The organism is Microbacterium sp. AC132 (assembly GCF_979258525.1).
On record NZ_OZ409862.1, the window covers coordinates 2,314,314 to 2,329,691 of the forward strand.

Sequence of the window (15,378 nt, forward strand, 5' to 3'; positions counted from 1 at the left end):
ATGTCCGTTCCGACCAGGACCCGCCGACCGACGCCCGGACAGACCGTCGGTCCGTTCTTCGCGTACGGGGTCGAGTACCCCAAGATGCACGAGATCGCCTCGCCGCACTCACCAGGCGCCATCCTGCTCGCCGGCACCGTGCGCGACGGAGCGGGCCACCCGATCCCGGATGCGTTCATCGAGATCTTCGGAGCGGATGCCGACGGCACCGTGCCCCGCGCCCGCGGATCGCTCCGCCGCGACGACCACACGTTCACGGGATTCGGCCGTGCCTTCACGAACGACGAGGGCCGCTACGAGTTCTGGACGCGCAACCCGGGCCCAGCAGGCGCGCGCGCACCGTTCTTCGCGGCGATCGTCTACGCCCGAGGCCTGCCCGACAAGCTGCACACGCGCATCTACCTGCCTGAGGACTCGGCAGCTCTCGATGCCGATCCACTGCTCGCCTCGCTGTCGACGGAGGAGCGTGCGACCCTGATCGCGACGCGCACCCCCGACGGCTGGCTGACACACGACATCCGCCTGCAGGGCGACGGGGAGACGGTGTTCCTTGTCTACTGAGGCGATCGGCGGCGTCGCGCGCGTCGAGCAGGAGGAGGCGAGTCATGACGGCATTCGATGAGGGGCTGCTCTCGCCGGTGACGGCCGGGCACGACGAGGCGGTGAGCGATGCGGCCGTGCTCGAGGCGCTGGTCTGTGCCGAGCAGGCGCTGGTCACGGCCTATCGCGAGATCGGGATGCTGCCCGAGAGCGAGCATGAGGTGATCGTGCGCGCGTTGCGCGGGGATGCTTCCGCGACCGATGCGGTCGATCTGCCCGCCCTCGTCGCGGCGTCGGTCGACGGAGGGAATCCGGTCATCCCCCTCGTCGCGCAGCTGAAGGACCGCGTGCCGGAGCCTCTGCGTCCCTGGGTCCACCGCGGCGCGACGAGCCAGGACATCGTCGACACCGCGATGATGATCATCGCCCTCGCCGCGGTCGAGCGCGTGCGCGAGTCTCTGACCGGGGTCGTCGACGGGTTGCGCGGAGTCGCCGAGCGGCACGGCCGCGATGTCGTCGCGGCGCGCACGCTGACCCAGCACGCTCTGCCGATCACCCTGGGAGCTCGGGTCGCGACCTGGGTGCGAGGCGTCGACCGGGCGATCACCCGACTCGCTGCGCTGGAGTTCCCGGCGCAGCTCGCGGGAGCGGCGGGCACCCGCGCGTCGTTCGTCGAGATCACGGGCTCCGTCGACAGAGCCGAGTCGCTCGTGGAATGGTTCGCGCGGCACGCTCGGCTCGAGACTCCCGCCGAGTCGTGGCAGGTCACACGCTGGCCCATCACCGAGCTCGGCGACGCCCTGGTGCAGACCATCGACGCGCTCGGCAAGATCGCGAGCGACGTGGCGACGTTGAGCCGCACCGAGATCGGCGAGCTGAGCGAGGGACGCGGCGGCGGGTCGTCGGCGATGCCGCAGAAGCAGAATCCCGTCGCATCGACGCTGATCCGCTCCGCCGCCCTGCGGGCGCCGCACCTGGGAGCGACACTGCACCTCGTCGCAGCGCTGGCCGTCGACGAGCGGCCCGATGGCGCATGGCACGCCGAATGGCCGACGCTGCGCGAACTCCTCCGACTCGCGCTCGGCGCCTCGGCGCACGCGTCCTCGCTCGCCCGGAGCCTGCGCGTCGATCCGAGTGCGGCATCGCGGAACCTCGCGCTCACCGGCGCCCTGATCGTCAGCGAGCGGCTCGCGATCGTGCTCGTGCCCCTGATCGGGCGGGCGAGATTCGACGAGCTCATCGCGTCGGCCGCCGAGGGCGCCGATCTCGGAGGGCTCGTGCGGGCGCTGCCCGAAGCCGCGGATCTCGACCTCGAGGGCCTGCTCGACCCGACGTCCTACACGGGCGCCGACGGATCGGAGGATGGCCGATGATCGAGCTCGCGTTCACCGAACCGATCGGACCGTCCGGCGCCCCGCTGCTCATCCTCGGCCCGTCGCTGGGCACTTCGACGATCCTCTGGGAGTCGGTCGCCCCGACGCTCGCGACGTCGCACCGTGTCGTCGCCTGGGACCTCCCGGGGCACGGAGCCTCGACCCCGGCGACCGTGCCGTTCTCGGTGTCCGACCTCGCGGATGCGGTCGCCGCCGCGGTTCGGGATCGGGGAGCCGACCGCGTCCGCTACGCCGGCGTCTCGCTCGGCGGAGCAGTCGGCCTGGAGCTGCTGCTGCGGCATCCGACTCTCGTCGAGAGAGGTGCGATCCTCTGCTCGGGCGCGGTGATCGGCGAGGCCGCGGCCTGGCGCGAGCGCGCCGCGAGAGTGCGTGCCGAGTCCACGTCGGCCCTGATCATCGCCTCGGCGCAGCGCTGGTTCGCGCCCGGCTCCGTCGCCGCGCATCCTGATCTCACCGGACGTCTGCTGCACGCGCTGCAGGACGCGGACGACGAGAGCTACGCACGATGCTGCGAGGCGCTGGCCGAGTACGACGTGCGCGCGCGACTGCACGAGATCGACGCCCCGGTGCTCGCGATCTGGTGCGAGCACGACCAGGTGACGCCTGAGAGCTCCGCGCGAGAGATCGCCGACGGCGTGCGCGACGGCCGGACTGCCGGTGTCGCGTCCGCGTCGCACCTCGCACCGGTCGACGCCCCCGCCGAGATCTCCGCCCTGCTCGATGACTTCCTGAACGAGAGGAGCCGGCGATGACCGGTCTCAGCGATGACGAACGTCGGACCCAGGGGTTCGCGGTGCGGCGGGCGGTGCTCTCGGATGAGCACGTCGACCGTGCGATCGCCGCCACGACCGACCTGACCGCCGACTTCCAGGACTTCATCACGCGCGTCGCCTGGGGCGAGGTCTGGTCGCGTCCAGGGTTGGATCGTCGCTCGCGGTCGATCGCCGTGCTCTCGTCGCTCATCGCGCACGGTCATCACGAAGAGCTCGCGATGCATCTGCGCGCGGCTCTGCGCAACGGTCTGACCGTCGCCGAGATCCGCGAGGTGATCCTGCAGTCCGCGGTCTACTCGGGGGTCCCCGCGGCCAACACCGCGTTCCGCATCGCGGGCGAGGTCTTCGCCGCCGAGGGGGCATCGTGATCGACAAGACCGTGCCGGATGCCGCGACCGCGGTCGCCGGAATCACCGACGGTGCCACGGTGATGATCGGCGGCTTCGGGCGCGCGGGGCAGCCGGTCGAACTGATCGACGCCCTCATCGCGCAGGGTGCGGGCGACCTGACGATCGTCGCCAACAATGCGGGCAACGGCGACACCGGGCTCGCAGCGCTGCTCGCCGAGCGGCGGGTGCGCAAGATCATGTGCTCGTTCCCACGGCAGCACGATTCCTGGGTGTTCGACGGCCTCTACCGCGCAGGTGAGATCGAACTCGAGATCGTGCCCCAGGGCAATCTCGCCGAGCGCATCCGGGCAGCCGGCGCGGGCATCGGGGCCTTCTTCTCTCCGACCGGCGTCGGCACCCAGCTCGCCGAGGGCAAGGAGGAGCGGTCGATCGAGGGTCGGCGCTACGTGCTCGAATACCCGATCGCGGCGGATGTCGCGCTGGTCAGCGCCCGCGCCGCCGATCGATGGGGCAACCTCGTCTATCGCGAGACCGCCAGGAACTTCGGTCCGGTCATGGCATCGGCGGCAGCTACGACGATCGTCCAGGTCGACGAGATCGTGCCCCTCGGGTCCATCGATCCCGAGACCGTCGTCACCCCCGGTCTCTTCGTCGATCGTGTCGTCGCCGTCGGGCGTCGTGCCTGGCTCGGCGACGCGGGGTTCATCGGCGGTGTCGACATCGAAGGTCGGCCGCTGGATGCCGCCGCCACCGGCACCGCCGGCGAAGGAGGCGTGCGATGACCACCCGCGTCACGCGTGACGAGCTCGCGGCACGGATCGCCGCCGACATCCCCGAGGGTGCCGTGGTCAACCTCGGCATCGGGGCCCCGACCCTGGTCGCGAACTTCCTGCCGGCCGACCTCGAGATCATCCTGCACACCGAGAACGGCCTCCTCGGCATGGGGCCTGCGCCGGCCGCCGACCGGATTGACCCCGACCTCATCAACGCGGGCAAGCAGCCGGTCACTGCGCTCCCCGGGGCCGCCTACTTCCACCACGCCGACTCCTTCGCGATGATGCGCGGCGGGCACCTCGACGTCTGCGTGCTCGGTGCCTTCCAGGTCGCCCAGAACGGGGACCTCGCGAACTGGTCGACAGGTGCACCGGGTGCGATCCCGGCCGTCGGCGGGGCCATGGATCTCGCGATCGGCGCGAAGCAGGTGTTCGTCATGACCGACCTGCTGGCGAAGGACGGCTCGTCGAAGCTCGTGACCGAGTGCACCTACCCTCTCACCGGGGTCGGCTGCGTGACCCGCGTCTACACCGACCATGCGGTCTTCGACGTCGTCGACGGTCGCTTCGTCGTGCAGGAGGCCTTCGGCGACAACACCGTGGAGACGCTGCGCGCACTGACCGGACTGGAGCTCTCATGACCGCCTCCTTCATCTACGACGCGGTCCGCACGCCGTTCGGTCGAGCGGGAGGGGCGCTGGCGGGCGTCCGGCCCGACGATCTCGCGGCTGTGGTGCTCGCCGCCGTCGTCGAGCGCACGGGAATCGACCCCGCCCGCATCGACGACGTGCTCCTGGGCGATGCGAATCAGGCGGGGGAGGACAACCGCGACGTCGCCCGCTTCGCCGCCCTGCTCGCCGGCTTCCCGACGACGGTGCCCGGGGCGACGGTGAACCGCCTGTGCGGGTCGAGTCTCGAAGCGGTCATCCAGGGCTCCCGGGCGATCGAGACGGGCGACGCCGACATCGTGCTGGCCGGCGGGGTCGAGTCGATGAGTCGCGCACCGTATGTCGTCGAGAAGTCGCCGAAGCCGTGGCCGGCGGTCGGCAACCCGACGATGTGGAACACCGCGATCGGGTGGCGGATGACGAACCCGGCCCTGCCGAAGGACTGGACGATCTCGAACGGCGAATCGGCTGAGAAGCTCGCCACGGTGTTCGGGATCACGCGCGACACGCAGGATGCCTTCGCGCTGCGCAGCCATCGGCGCTCCGCCCAGGCGTGGGCGGACGGCGTCTTCGACGGCGAGATCGTCGCTGTGCCCGGCATCGATCTCGCGCGGGACGAAGGCATCCGCGACGACACGACCCTCGAGAAGCTCGCGGGCCTGCGAGCGCTGTTCGCCGCCGACGGCACCGTCACGGCTGGCAACTCCTCGCCGATCAACGACGGCGCCTCTGCGGTCCTGCTCGGGGCCGAGGGCGTGATCGACGGCGAGCCGCTCGCGCGCATCGCCGGGCGAGGAGTATTCGGCAACGACCCCGATGTGTTCGGCATCGCGCCGGTGGAAGCCGCGAATCGCGCGCTCACGCGGGCCGGGCGCACATGGGACGAGGTCGACCTCGTCGAACTCAACGAGGCGTTCGCCTCGCAGTCGCTCGCGTGTCTGGCCGGATGGCCGGACCTCGACCCCGACCGACTCAACGTGCACGGAGGCGCCATCGCGATCGGTCATCCGCTCGGTGCATCCGGGGGCAGGGTCGTGGCGCGAGCGGCGCACGAGCTCGTGCGCCGTGGCGGAGGCGTTGCGGTGGTGGCTCTGTGCATCGGCGTCGGCCAGGGGCTCGCGCTCGTCCTGGAGCGATGAGCACGGGCCGCTGTCGTTGCTTATGCGCGTATCAGTACTACTTATGACGAAAGCACGCATAAGAGGATAGATTCGTCCTGTCGCGACGACGCGGCACGACAAGGAGACCCAGTTCCGATGCTGCTCGAACGAGACATCCTCCAGGCCACCGGCTTCCGCAACGTCAGCGATGAGAGCGGAGCGACGACCGGATTCCAGATCAGGCTCCGCATGCCGTCGTATCGCGGCATGTCCGCGTCGTTGATCGACGGGGTCGCCGTGCGGGTGGGCGATGTCGTCGATGTCCCTGCCGAGGTGCCGCTGTGGACGCTCGGCGGTGCGACGTACACGCTGCAGCAGCTGTGGGACGGCGACGGGGTGCGCTGGCCGCTCGAGGAGGCCGCGGTCGTGACCGTGCCGCTCGCCGGCGGGCTTCCGGACGGCATCCACGAGGTGTCGATCGAACTGCGTCTGCGGATGTCGTACATCCCGATCGAGCACCAGCCGTCGACCTACCGCGAGACGCGGCACATCACCCTCACCTCCGACAGAGACGGCGGCCCGTTCCAGTACGGCGTCTCGCTCTACAGCTACATGACCGACTTCGGCACCGTGCTCGACCTCGAGACCGCCTTCCGCCACGTCGCGGACGTCGGCGCCACGGGCATAGAGATCCTCGGCGAAGGGCACGTCGCCGGCTACCCGACCCCGTCGACGGCCTGGCTCGATCGCTGGTTCGAGCTGCTCGACACGTATCGCCTCGAGCCGACGAACTACGGATCCTGGATCGACACGCGACTGCACTCGAGCGGCCGCAACGCCCGTGACCTGACCGGTGCGGAGGGCGCCGAGATCCTGCAGCGAGACCTGCGACTCGCGAAGCAGCTCGGCTTCCGATTCGTGCGCCCGAAGATCGGCGTCGTGTCGAGCGATCTGGTGCCGCATCCGGCATGGACCGAATCGGTGGAACGATCGCTCGACCTCGCGGCCGAGCTCGACGTGATCATCTGTCCCGAGATCCACTCGCCCACGCCCATCAAGCATGAGGTCGTCGACGACTACATCGACCTCATCGAGCGCACGGGAACGGCGCACTTCGGCCTGCTGCTCGACACCGGCATCTTCCAGGACCGACCGATCGCGCTGCGCCCCGGTGAGCTGCCGGGCCAGCGTCCCGCCTTCATGGACGGCATCGCCGTCGACCCCGCCGACATCGCCGACATCGCGAAGTACGTCGTGTTCATCCAGGCGAAGTTCCACGACATCGACGAGAACCTCGACGATCAGCAGATCCCGTGGGAGCCGGTGCTGCGGGCGCTGAAGGACTCCGGGTACACGGGCTACCTCTCCAGCGAGTACGAGGGCGTCCGTGACCCCTGGCGCTCGATCGAGCAGATCCGCCGCCAGCACTCCCTTCTGCGACGTGTCGTCGCAGGGCTCGACTGACCTCTCACGAAGGACGCATCATGCCCAATGGACTCATCCAGCAGGACAGCCTGCGCGCGCACCCCGACGGCGTCGCCCTCGCCCTGACCCTGCCCTGGTACCGCAGCCTCTGGCTGTCGTCGGTCAGCACGATCTCCGTCACGGTGGACGGAGAGGAGGTGCCCGGTGAGGATCTGCGCGTCGAACTCGACGGTCGCACCTATCGGATCGACGAGCTGCCGGAGCAGAGTGAGACGCTCTGGTTCCTGCAGCAGCATCCGCTGCTCGTGGTGTGTCGTGACCGGCCGCTCGCCCTCGGCGAGGCGCATCGCATCGGCATCGCCGGCGACCTGCGGCTGCCGTACATGCAGATCGCGCCTGGCGCGGACGGCGGCCCGGGGATGTACGTGCCCAACGTCGTGCGGCAGTCGCTCGACCTGACCGTGAGGCAGGGGCCGGATGCCGCGCCCGCGCTCGTCTCCGAGGCCGCGCCACCACCGCCGGCCACCGAGTCCGATCCCTTCCGCCTCGGGCTGACGCTGTACTCCGCCAGCGCGGAGTTCCGCGCCGGCTGGTTCGACTTCGACGGCCTTCTCGATCGCGTCGCAGAGCTGGGCATCGGCCCCGGCATCGAGATCGTCGCGTCGCAGATGGTGCCCACGTATCCCGTGGTCTCCGACGACTTCCTGCGCACCTGGCGTGCGGCGTTCGATCGCCACGGGTTCGACGCGAGCTCGTTCGGCGCCAACCTCGACATGGGCCGCCGACGCGATCGCGACATGACGCCCGACGAGGAGTTCGAGTTCAGCGAGCTCCTGTTCGAGGGGGCCAAGAAGCTCGGCTTCCCGCTCGTGCGCATCCAGAGCGCGAAGCCCGAGCTGCTGCGACGGCTGCTTCCGGTGGCCGAGCGGCTCGATCTCCAGCTCGCGTACGAGATCCATGCGCCGATGGGGCCGAACTCCGAACCGATCCTCCGCGTGCGCGAGACGTATGCCGAGCTCGACTCCCCGCTGCTCGGGTTCGTGGCCGACTTCTCGTCGACCATGCACTCGATGTCTCCGACCCTGCTCCGAGCGGTGCGACGAGCGGGTCTCGATGACGAGGCGGTCGGACGACTGCAGGAGATCTGGGCGACCGACGCCACGATGCGCGAGCGCCAGGAGGAGTTCATCGGCTACCTACGCGGACGCGACTTCGACCCGGGTCGGCTGGGATCCTTCGCGCACCTCGCCTTCAACATGCACGGACACGTCGCGCCGTCCGAATGGGCCGACATCATGCCGCAGATCACCCATGTGCATGCCAAGTTCTATGACATCGACGAGCAGGGACAGGAGCCGGCGATCGACTATCCCGAGCTCGTGCGGGTGTTCGTCGAGGGCGGCTACCGGGGCTACTGGTCGAGCGAGTGGGAGGGTCATGCCTTCGCCGAGCTCGGTGAGGTGGATCCGCTCATCCTCGTGCGTCGCCAGCACGACCTGATCCGGGAGAGCATGCGCAGCGTCACGGCCGCCGTCTGACGCGCTGCGGGCGCGGTCAGTCGTCGGCGTGCGCGCCGGACTCCACGATGCGTCCCGCCTCCTGGAAGAGCTCCACCATCCATGCGTGCTCGGGGTCGCGAGCATGCACCGGATGCCACCACAGCGCGTGCACCAGCGGAGTGGGCTCGAAGGGGAGCTCGACGATCCGCACGCCGCCGAGCCGTGCGGCGAGCGGCGCGAGCGCCCGCTGGATCAGGCCGATGCGACGCGTGCCCGCCACGTAGAGGGGGAGGGCGAGGAAGCTCTCGACGACGGCGTCGACGCGCGGCTCGACGCCGAGCTGCTGGATCTGCCGGCTCGCCGAGGTGAACGCGGTGCGCGACTGGTAGGTCATCACGTAGGGGCGTTCGGCGAGGTGCTCCATCGTCAGGTCGCCGTCGATACCGTGCTCGCCGTCGGCGACGAGGGCCACCCATTCGTCGCGCCAGAGGTCGGCGTAGGCCAGGTCCGAGAGGAACCCGTGGGGGATGATCATCCCGTCCACGGAACGCAGCCGATTCGGTGCGTCCTCGACCACGGTGGGGTTGTGCAGCATGAACCGGAAGCGCACCCCGAGCCCGCGCTCGGCGGCCAAGCGCGAGACCACGGCGCCGATGGTGGCGAAGCCGTAGTCGGACCCGTAGATCGAGAACTCACGCGTCGACTCGGCGGGGGTCCAGGTCGCCTGGCTCTCGAACACGCGTCTGGCGGCTTCGAGGGCGGTCGTGGTGTGCTCGGCCAGACGCAGGGCGAACGGCGTCAGCTCGTACGTGTTGCCGCGTCGAGCGAGGATCTGGTCGTTGAAGTGGGTCCGCAGGCGTGACAGCGAGGCGCTCAGAGCGGGCTGGCTGAGGTGCAGCCGTTCCGCCGCCCTGGTGACGCTGCGCTCGGTGAGCAGAGCGTCGAGCGACACGAGCAGATTGAGGTCGAGTCGGGACAGCAGGGCATGGTCGGTCACCACAGTGTGATCCTTCGGCATCGGGTTGCGTTGCCCCATCCTATCGACCGAATCTATCCGGCCGGGGGCGACCATCGGTGCGCTGGATGGGTTCCCGGCCCCGTTCAGGCGGACTTATGCGATGCATCCAAAGCACTTATGTGTGTTTCTGACCAATCGGGTCGATACTGGCAGAACAGCACAGGACTCAGGCCCCTGAGTCCCCGACAACGTAGTCAGAAAGGCTGGACATGTCACAGCACTCTCGATCTCGCGTCCTCCGCACAGGCGTTCTCGCCGCGGCGACAGCGGGCATCGTCATCCTCGCCGGATGCTCCGGATCCGCCCCCGAAGGCGGCACCGGCGACTCCGGCGGAGACCAGGCATTCAGCTTCACCTTCGCGACCTCGAACAACCTCGAGAGCCCGTACGAGTCCCTCGCCAAGGCGTACATGGACGCGAACCCCGACGTGAAGATCACGCTCAACCCGACGCCGAACGACAAGTACGGCGAGACCATACGCACCCAGCTGCAGGCCGGCAACGCCTCGGACGTCATCCAGACGACTCCCGGCTCGGGCGATGCGCGCGGTCTCATCCCGCTGGCCGAGGCAGGATTCCTCGAGCCGCTGGGCGACACCGCGACGGGCCTCGTGCCGGCGGGAAGCGAGCCGATCTTCGAGATCGACGGCGAGACCTACGGCCAGCCGATGGACTTCACCATCGCGGCGGTCGTCGCCAGCATGGGCACGGCCGCGATGAACGGACTGGACGAGTTCCCGACCGACGAGGAGTCGCTCTACGCGGCCTGCGACGCCCTCTCGGCCGACGGCAAGTCGCTGCTGGCCCTCGCGGGTGCCGCCGGACCGAACGCGGGACTCACCGCCCAGGGCATCGCGGCCACGCGCGTCTACGCCGAAGACCCCGACTGGAACACCAAGCGCGCCGACGGCGACACGACGTTCGCCGAGTCCGACGGGTGGAAGGACACCCTCCAGACCCTCATCGATCTGAAGGACGGCGGCTGCTTCCAGCCCGGCGCCGAGGGCGGCGGCTTCGACGCCATCACCAACGGTCTCGCCCAGGGCACCTCGGTCGGCAGCTTCATCCCCTCGGGGTCGGCGGTCGAGATCGCGACGGCCGCTCCGGCGGAGGCCGACTTCAAGGTGCAGCCCTTCCCGGCCGCGGATGGCGGAGACCCGTACATCCTCGCCAGCTCGAACTACACGATCTCGATCAACGCGGCGTCGAAGGTGAAGCCCGCGGCGGAGGAGTTCGTCGAGTGGCTCGCCACGGACGAGGCTCAGGAGCTGTACTACGAGAAGTCCGGCCTGCTGCCCATCTCGGGCTACGAGAACCTCGACCTCTCGGACACCATCTACTCGCCGGTGGTCGACCTCATCGCAGACGGCTCGTACGCCACGCTGCCGAACAACATCTGGCCCAACCCGTCGGTCTACGAGGCGCTGCAGGTCGGCGTCCAGGGACTGCTCACCGGGCAGAAGACGATCGACCAGGTGCTCCAGGACATGGACAACGCCTGGGGCGACTGACGACGAGGGCCGTCCGGGTCGCGCACGCGCACCCGGACGGCCGCTCCCATAACTCGCACGACGACGTACGAACATGAGGGAATCATGAGCCTGAGGACAGAGTCCGAGACCGAGCTGGTGATCGTGCCGAAGAGCTCGCAGAACGGACGCCGCCGCCCGCCCGCTCCGCGCAGGCCCGGTCTGCTGAAGTTCGGCCACTGGTGGTGGGCGCTTCCCGGGATCATCCTCGTGCTCGCGGTGCACTACGTGGCCACGACGATCGGCGGCTTCTTCGCCTTCACGGACTGGTCGGGAATCGGCACGTTCGCCTGGATCGGGTTCGACAACTTCGTGAAGATCTTCGGCGATCCGACGCAGATCGGCTCCCTCGGCAACACGCTCTTCCTTGCGTTCGTGTCGGTGATCCTCAGCAACATCGCCGGCCTCGCGCTGGCTCTGGGGCTGAACCGAGGCCTGAAGACCCGCTACGCGCTCCGCGTGCTCTTCTTCATGCCGGTCGTGCTCAGCCCGCTCGCGGTCGCCTATGTGTGGAAGTTCATCTTCGACTACAACGGGCCGATCAACGCGTTCCTCCGGGCACTGGGACTCGACGAGTTCGCCCGTGCCTGGGTCGCCGACCCGATGTGGGCGATCTGGACGATCCTCGTGGTGGTCGTCTGGCAGAACATCGGCTTCGCGATGGTCATCTACATGGCGGGCCTCGCCGCGGTGCCGGTCGAGATCGAAGAGGCCGCCGCGATCGACGGCGCCAACCTGTGGCAGCGCTTCTGGCACGTCACGCTGCCGTCGATCCGCCCCGCCGTCGCGATCGCGACGACACTCGGTCTCGTCAACGGACTCCGCATCTTCGACCAGATCATGGCGATGACCGGGGAGGACCCGCGGGCGCGACCGAGACGCTCGCGACGCAGGTCTACAAGGAGTCGTTCGCCCTCGGCAACTTCGGATACGGTGCCGCGCTCGCGCTGCTGCTCACCGTGATCATCCTGGTGTTCGCCATCATCCAGCAGCGTCTGACCAACGGTCGCCCCGAGGAGGACTGACATGTTCCGCTACACGAAATTCACCGCGCTGCGCGAGGTCCTCATCTGGATCATCGCGATCGTCTTCCTGGCCCCCTTCTACTTCCTGATCACCACGGCGCTGAAGTCCGACCAGGAGGTCATCACCTCGTCGAACCTCGCGCCTCCGACCAGCCCCGACCTCGGCAACTTCGTCGAGGTGCTGACCGCTCAGGGAAACTCGAACGTCGTGCTCGGGCTGGTGAACAGCATCATCATCACCGCGGGCAGCATCCTGTGCCTCGTGCTGCTCGGAGCGATCACCGGCTACGTGATCTCCCGCAGCACCCGCCGATGGAGCCGCACCGCCTACATGCTGTTCCTCATCGCGATCGTGCTGCCGACCCAGCTCGGCACCGTGCCCCTGTACATCGGCGCCCGCACGCTCGGCCTCACCGGATCGCTCTGGGGGATGGTCATCCTCTACACCGGGATGCTGCTGCCGCTGTCGATCTTCCTCTACGCCGGCTTCTTCCGCAGTCTCGGCACCGAGTACGAGGAGGCCGCGACGATCGACGGAGCGTCTCGCACGCAGATCTTCTTCCGCATCGTGCTGCCGCTGATGTCGCCGGCCACGGGAACGGTCGCGATCCTCGCGGGGCTGATCGTCTGGAACGACTTCTTCACCTCGCTGATCTTCCTCGGCGGCTCCGCGAACCAGACCCTCCCGGTCGCGATGTACTACTACATCGGCTCGCTCGTCTCGTCGTGGAACAAGATCTTCGCGATCGTCATCGTGTCGATGATCCCGATCCTCGTGTTCTACCTCTTCGCCCAGAAGCGCTTCATCCAGGGCTTCGCGGGCGGACTCAAAGGCTGACCGCTCGGCGGTGCTCCGGCACTCGCCGTCCTCCACCGACCCCTCTCACCGCCTCCTCTGCACCGACGTCCCGTCGAGAAACGAGCATCATGTACCTTCTTGCGCCCAATATCGAGCTCCTCTTCACCGAGGCCGGCGACTACCACGACCGGGTGAGGGCCGCCGCAGCCGCGGGATTCACCGCCGTCGAGATGTGGGGGCCGACCGGAGTCGACGCCCCCGCCACCCCGAAGGACATCCCCGCACTCAAGGCAGCGCTCGAGGAGACCGGCGTGCAGCTGACCGCTCAGCTGGCCGAGCCCCGCACGCAGTTCATGATCCCGCCGTGGGACCACACCGAGTTCTTCCGCAAGCTCGACGAGGGCGTCGACATCGCCAGCGAGCTGGGCACGCCGCGCCTCGTGGTGGGCAGCGGCACCGGTTTCGGCGGCTGGAAGCGCCAGGTGCAGCTCGACAAGCTGATCGAGATCTATCAGAAGGCGATCGCGCAGATCGACGGGTCGGGGGTCACCCTCGTGCTGGAGCCGGTGAACGTGCGCGTCGACCACCCGGGCTCGCTGCTCGATCGGACGGCCGAGGCCGTCTACGTCGCCCGAGGCGTCGACTCGCCCGACTTCGGGGTGCTCTACGACATCTACCACTCGGCGGTCGAGGGGGAGGACATGGCCGCCGAGCTGGAGAACGCGGGCGACGTCATCAAGTACGTGCAGCTCGCCGACGCGCCCGGTCGAGGGGAGCCCGGCACCGGGTCGCTCGACTGGGCGGAACGCTTCGGCATCCTCCGGGCCTCCGGATACGACGGGCCGATCGGCCTGGAGTACTACCCGCAGACCGCCTCCGAGGAGTCGGTCCGACTCATCCGAGAGGTCGCGGCGGCAGCATGAACCCGCGTGACTACCCCGCATCGGTCGACGTCGTCATCGTCGGCAGCGGGCCCAACGGCGCCGCCTACGCGCGCATCCTGAGCGAGCTGGCACCGGACGTCTCGATAGCGATGTTCGAGGTCGGGCCGACCGTGTCGGATCCCCCGGGATCCCACGTGAAGAACATCGAGGATGCCGAGCAGCGGGCTCTCGCCCAGGCGCGGTCTGAGGGGCCGGGCGAGCGCGCGGCGACGATCTCCGATCCCGGTGCGGCCAAGTCGGGGCAGCGCCGCGGACGTGCCGGAACCTACCTGCTGCCCGACGGCTATCGCGTCGAGGGCGAGGACGGCATGCCCGTCGCCGCCTTCTCGAGCAACGTCGGCGGCATGGGCGCGCACTGGACCGCCGCGTGCCCTCGGCCCAACGACAGCGAGCGCATCGACTTCCTTCCCGATCTCGACGAGCTGCTCGCCGAGGCGGAGAGACTGCTGGGGGTGACGACCGACGCGTTCGACTCGTCGCCCTTCGCGACCATCGTGCGGGAACGGCTCTCCGCCGCGGTCGACGCGGACCGCGACCACGCCCATCGGGCGCAGCGGATGCCGCTGGCCGTGCATCGCCGCGACGACGGTCGCCTGGTGTGGTCGGGGTCGGACGTCGTGTTCGGTGACGCGACGCGGACGAATCCGCGCTTCACCCTCTACGACGAGTCGCTGGTCACACGCGTGCTGACCGAGGGCGGCGCCGCGTCGGGGGTCGAGGTCCGTGATCTGCGCAGCGGAACGCTGCAGTCGGTCGCCGCCCGGTGCGTGGTCGTCGCCGCCGACGGACTGCGCACCCCGCAGGTGCTGTGGGCGTCGGGAATCCGTCCGGAAGCACTCGGGCGCATGCTGAACGACCAGACGCAGGTCGTGTTCGCCGCGCGTCTGCGTGACGTGCACGCCGGGTCCGAGGATGCTGTCGCAGCGTCGGGCGCGCTGAGCGAGCAGAGCGGCGTCACCTGGGTGCCGTTCACCGATGCGATGCCGTTCCACGGCCAGATCATGCAGCTCGACGCCTCGCCGGTGCCGCTCGCAGAGGACGATCCGATCGTCCCCGGCTCGATCGTCGGTCTCGGCCTGTTCTGTGCCAAGGACCTGCAGTGGGACGACCGCGTCGAGTTCTCGGACGATGTCGTCGACGGCTACGGGATGCCGGCCATGACCATCCACTACACGCTCACGCCGCACGATCACGCGGTGATGGATCGTGCCCGTGAGGAGATCGTGCGCCTGGGTCGCGCTGTGGGGGACCCTCTCGACGAGCGTCCGTTCACGATGCCGGCCGGGGCCTCGCTGCACTATCAGGGCAGCACGCGCATGGGCCAGACCGACGATGGTCGCAGCGTCTGCTCGCCGGACAGCGAGGTGTGGGGCATCCCCGGCCTCTTCGTCGCGGGGAACAACGTGATCCCCACGTCGACGGCCTGCAATCCGACGCTGACCTCGGTCGCTCTCGCCGTGCGCGGGGCGAGGAAGATCGCCGGATCTCTGCGCTGACTCTTGCTTATGCAGGAAAACTACATTAGTCTGTTCAAATCAAGA

At 69.0% G+C, this 15,378-nt stretch carries 15 protein-coding genes; 14 read left to right on the forward strand and 1 reads right to left on the reverse strand.

Annotated features, from left to right (window positions below; all coding sequences use genetic code 11):
• The 9 genes from pcaG (at position 1) to ACZZZQ_RS11000 (ending at position 8,561) form a co-directional block, all read left to right on the forward strand.
• Complete coding sequence (gene pcaG, locus ACZZZQ_RS10960) at positions 1-561, forward strand: protocatechuate 3,4-dioxygenase subunit alpha (RefSeq protein WP_463508096.1); 561 nt, start codon at positions 1-3, stop codon at positions 559-561.
• A 44-nt stretch (positions 562-605) separates the two neighbouring features.
• A complete protein-coding gene (locus ACZZZQ_RS10965) occupies positions 606-1,913 on the forward strand; it encodes a lyase family protein (RefSeq protein WP_187250174.1) in 1,308 nt (435 codons plus the stop codon).
• Positions 1,910-2,686 carry an alpha/beta fold hydrolase gene (locus tag ACZZZQ_RS10970; RefSeq protein WP_463507542.1) on the forward strand — a complete coding sequence of 259 codons (777 nt, stop codon included), beginning with the start codon at positions 1,910-1,912 and terminating at the stop codon, positions 2,684-2,686. The genes ACZZZQ_RS10965 and ACZZZQ_RS10970 overlap by 4 nt, the downstream gene beginning before the upstream one ends.
• Entirely contained in the window at positions 2,683-3,075 is a 393-nt protein-coding gene (gene pcaC / locus ACZZZQ_RS10975) for a 4-carboxymuconolactone decarboxylase (RefSeq protein ID WP_187250176.1), read from the forward strand. The genes ACZZZQ_RS10970 and pcaC overlap by 4 nt, the downstream gene beginning before the upstream one ends.
• A complete protein-coding gene (locus ACZZZQ_RS10980; protein WP_187250177.1) occupies positions 3,072-3,839 on the forward strand; it encodes a 3-oxoacid CoA-transferase subunit A in 768 nt (255 codons plus the stop codon). The genes pcaC and ACZZZQ_RS10980 overlap by 4 nt, the downstream gene beginning before the upstream one ends.
• Positions 3,836-4,471: a 3-oxoacid CoA-transferase subunit B gene (locus ACZZZQ_RS10985; RefSeq protein ID WP_463507543.1), complete on the forward strand. Its 636-nt coding sequence runs from the start codon at positions 3,836-3,838 to the stop codon at positions 4,469-4,471. Before ACZZZQ_RS10980 ends, ACZZZQ_RS10985 begins: the two co-directional genes overlap by 4 nt.
• Entirely contained in the window at positions 4,468-5,637 is a 1,170-nt protein-coding gene (locus ACZZZQ_RS10990; RefSeq protein ID WP_463507544.1) for a thiolase family protein, read from the forward strand. Before ACZZZQ_RS10985 ends, ACZZZQ_RS10990 begins: the two co-directional genes overlap by 4 nt.
• Before the next feature lie 117 nt (positions 5,638-5,754).
• Positions 5,755-7,062, forward strand: coding sequence for a C-glycoside deglycosidase beta subunit domain-containing protein (locus ACZZZQ_RS10995; RefSeq protein ID WP_187250180.1), 1,308 nt, complete (start codon positions 5,755-5,757; stop codon positions 7,060-7,062).
• A gap of 20 nt (positions 7,063-7,082) precedes the next feature.
• Positions 7,083-8,561: a C-glycoside deglycosidase beta subunit domain-containing protein gene (locus ACZZZQ_RS11000; RefSeq protein WP_463507545.1), complete on the forward strand. Its 1,479-nt coding sequence runs from the start codon at positions 7,083-7,085 to the stop codon at positions 8,559-8,561.
• Between the two features lie 16 nt (positions 8,562-8,577).
• On the opposite strand, the gene ACZZZQ_RS11005 is transcribed toward ACZZZQ_RS11000, so the two are convergent.
• Entirely contained in the window at positions 8,578-9,519 is a 942-nt protein-coding gene (locus tag ACZZZQ_RS11005; protein ID WP_187250182.1) for a LysR family transcriptional regulator, read from the reverse strand.
• A 230-nt stretch (positions 9,520-9,749) separates the two neighbouring features.
• Here ACZZZQ_RS11005 and ACZZZQ_RS11010 point away from each other — a divergent pair, with 230 nt between their 5' ends.
• From ACZZZQ_RS11010 to ACZZZQ_RS11030, 5 genes are all read left to right on the forward strand, one after another.
• Positions 9,750-11,051, forward strand: coding sequence for an ABC transporter substrate-binding protein (locus tag ACZZZQ_RS11010; RefSeq protein WP_120493749.1), 1,302 nt, complete (start codon positions 9,750-9,752; stop codon positions 11,049-11,051).
• 84 nt (positions 11,052-11,135) lie between these two features.
• A complete protein-coding gene (locus ACZZZQ_RS11015) occupies positions 11,136-12,032 on the forward strand; it encodes a carbohydrate ABC transporter permease (protein ID WP_463507546.1) in 897 nt (298 codons plus the stop codon).
• Between the two features lie 63 nt (positions 12,033-12,095).
• Positions 12,096-12,932, forward strand: coding sequence for a carbohydrate ABC transporter permease (locus ACZZZQ_RS11020; protein ID WP_187250185.1), 837 nt, complete (start codon positions 12,096-12,098; stop codon positions 12,930-12,932).
• 89 nt (positions 12,933-13,021) lie between these two features.
• Positions 13,022-13,816, forward strand: coding sequence for a TIM barrel protein (locus ACZZZQ_RS11025; protein ID WP_463507547.1), 795 nt, complete (start codon positions 13,022-13,024; stop codon positions 13,814-13,816).
• Positions 13,813-15,333 carry a GMC oxidoreductase gene (locus ACZZZQ_RS11030; RefSeq protein WP_187250187.1) on the forward strand — a complete coding sequence of 507 codons (1,521 nt, stop codon included), beginning with the start codon at positions 13,813-13,815 and terminating at the stop codon, positions 15,331-15,333. Before ACZZZQ_RS11025 ends, ACZZZQ_RS11030 begins: the two co-directional genes overlap by 4 nt.
• Positions 15,334-15,378: the final 45 nt, after the last annotated feature.

Excerpts from the sequence above, each read along its gene's own strand:
- pcaG (WP_463508096.1), top strand. The coding sequence starts at position 1 with ATGTCCGTTCCGACCAGGACCCGCCGACCGACGCCCGGACAGACCGTC.
- ACZZZQ_RS11010 (WP_120493749.1), top strand. The coding sequence starts at position 9,750 with ATGTCACAGCACTCTCGATCTCGCGTCCTCCGCACAGGCGTTCTCGCC.
- ACZZZQ_RS11025 (WP_463507547.1), top strand. The coding sequence starts at position 13,022 with ATGTACCTTCTTGCGCCCAATATCGAGCTCCTCTTCACCGAGGCCGGC.
- ACZZZQ_RS11000 (WP_463507545.1), top strand. The coding sequence starts at position 7,083 with ATGCCCAATGGACTCATCCAGCAGGACAGCCTGCGCGCGCACCCCGAC.
- ACZZZQ_RS11030 (WP_187250187.1), top strand. The coding sequence starts at position 13,813 with ATGAACCCGCGTGACTACCCCGCATCGGTCGACGTCGTCATCGTCGGC.
- ACZZZQ_RS10990 (WP_463507544.1), top strand. The coding sequence starts at position 4,468 with ATGACCGCCTCCTTCATCTACGACGCGGTCCGCACGCCGTTCGGTCGA.
- ACZZZQ_RS10965 (WP_187250174.1), top strand. The coding sequence starts at position 606 with ATGACGGCATTCGATGAGGGGCTGCTCTCGCCGGTGACGGCCGGGCAC.
- ACZZZQ_RS10970 (WP_463507542.1), top strand. The coding sequence starts at position 1,910 with ATGATCGAGCTCGCGTTCACCGAACCGATCGGACCGTCCGGCGCCCCG.
- ACZZZQ_RS11020 (WP_187250185.1), top strand. The coding sequence starts at position 12,096 with ATGTTCCGCTACACGAAATTCACCGCGCTGCGCGAGGTCCTCATCTGG.
- ACZZZQ_RS10985 (WP_463507543.1), top strand. The coding sequence starts at position 3,836 with ATGACCACCCGCGTCACGCGTGACGAGCTCGCGGCACGGATCGCCGCC.
- ACZZZQ_RS10995 (WP_187250180.1), top strand. The coding sequence starts at position 5,755 with ATGCTGCTCGAACGAGACATCCTCCAGGCCACCGGCTTCCGCAACGTC.
- ACZZZQ_RS11015 (WP_463507546.1), top strand. The coding sequence starts at position 11,136 with ATGAGCCTGAGGACAGAGTCCGAGACCGAGCTGGTGATCGTGCCGAAG.
- pcaC (WP_187250176.1), top strand. The coding sequence starts at position 2,683 with ATGACCGGTCTCAGCGATGACGAACGTCGGACCCAGGGGTTCGCGGTG.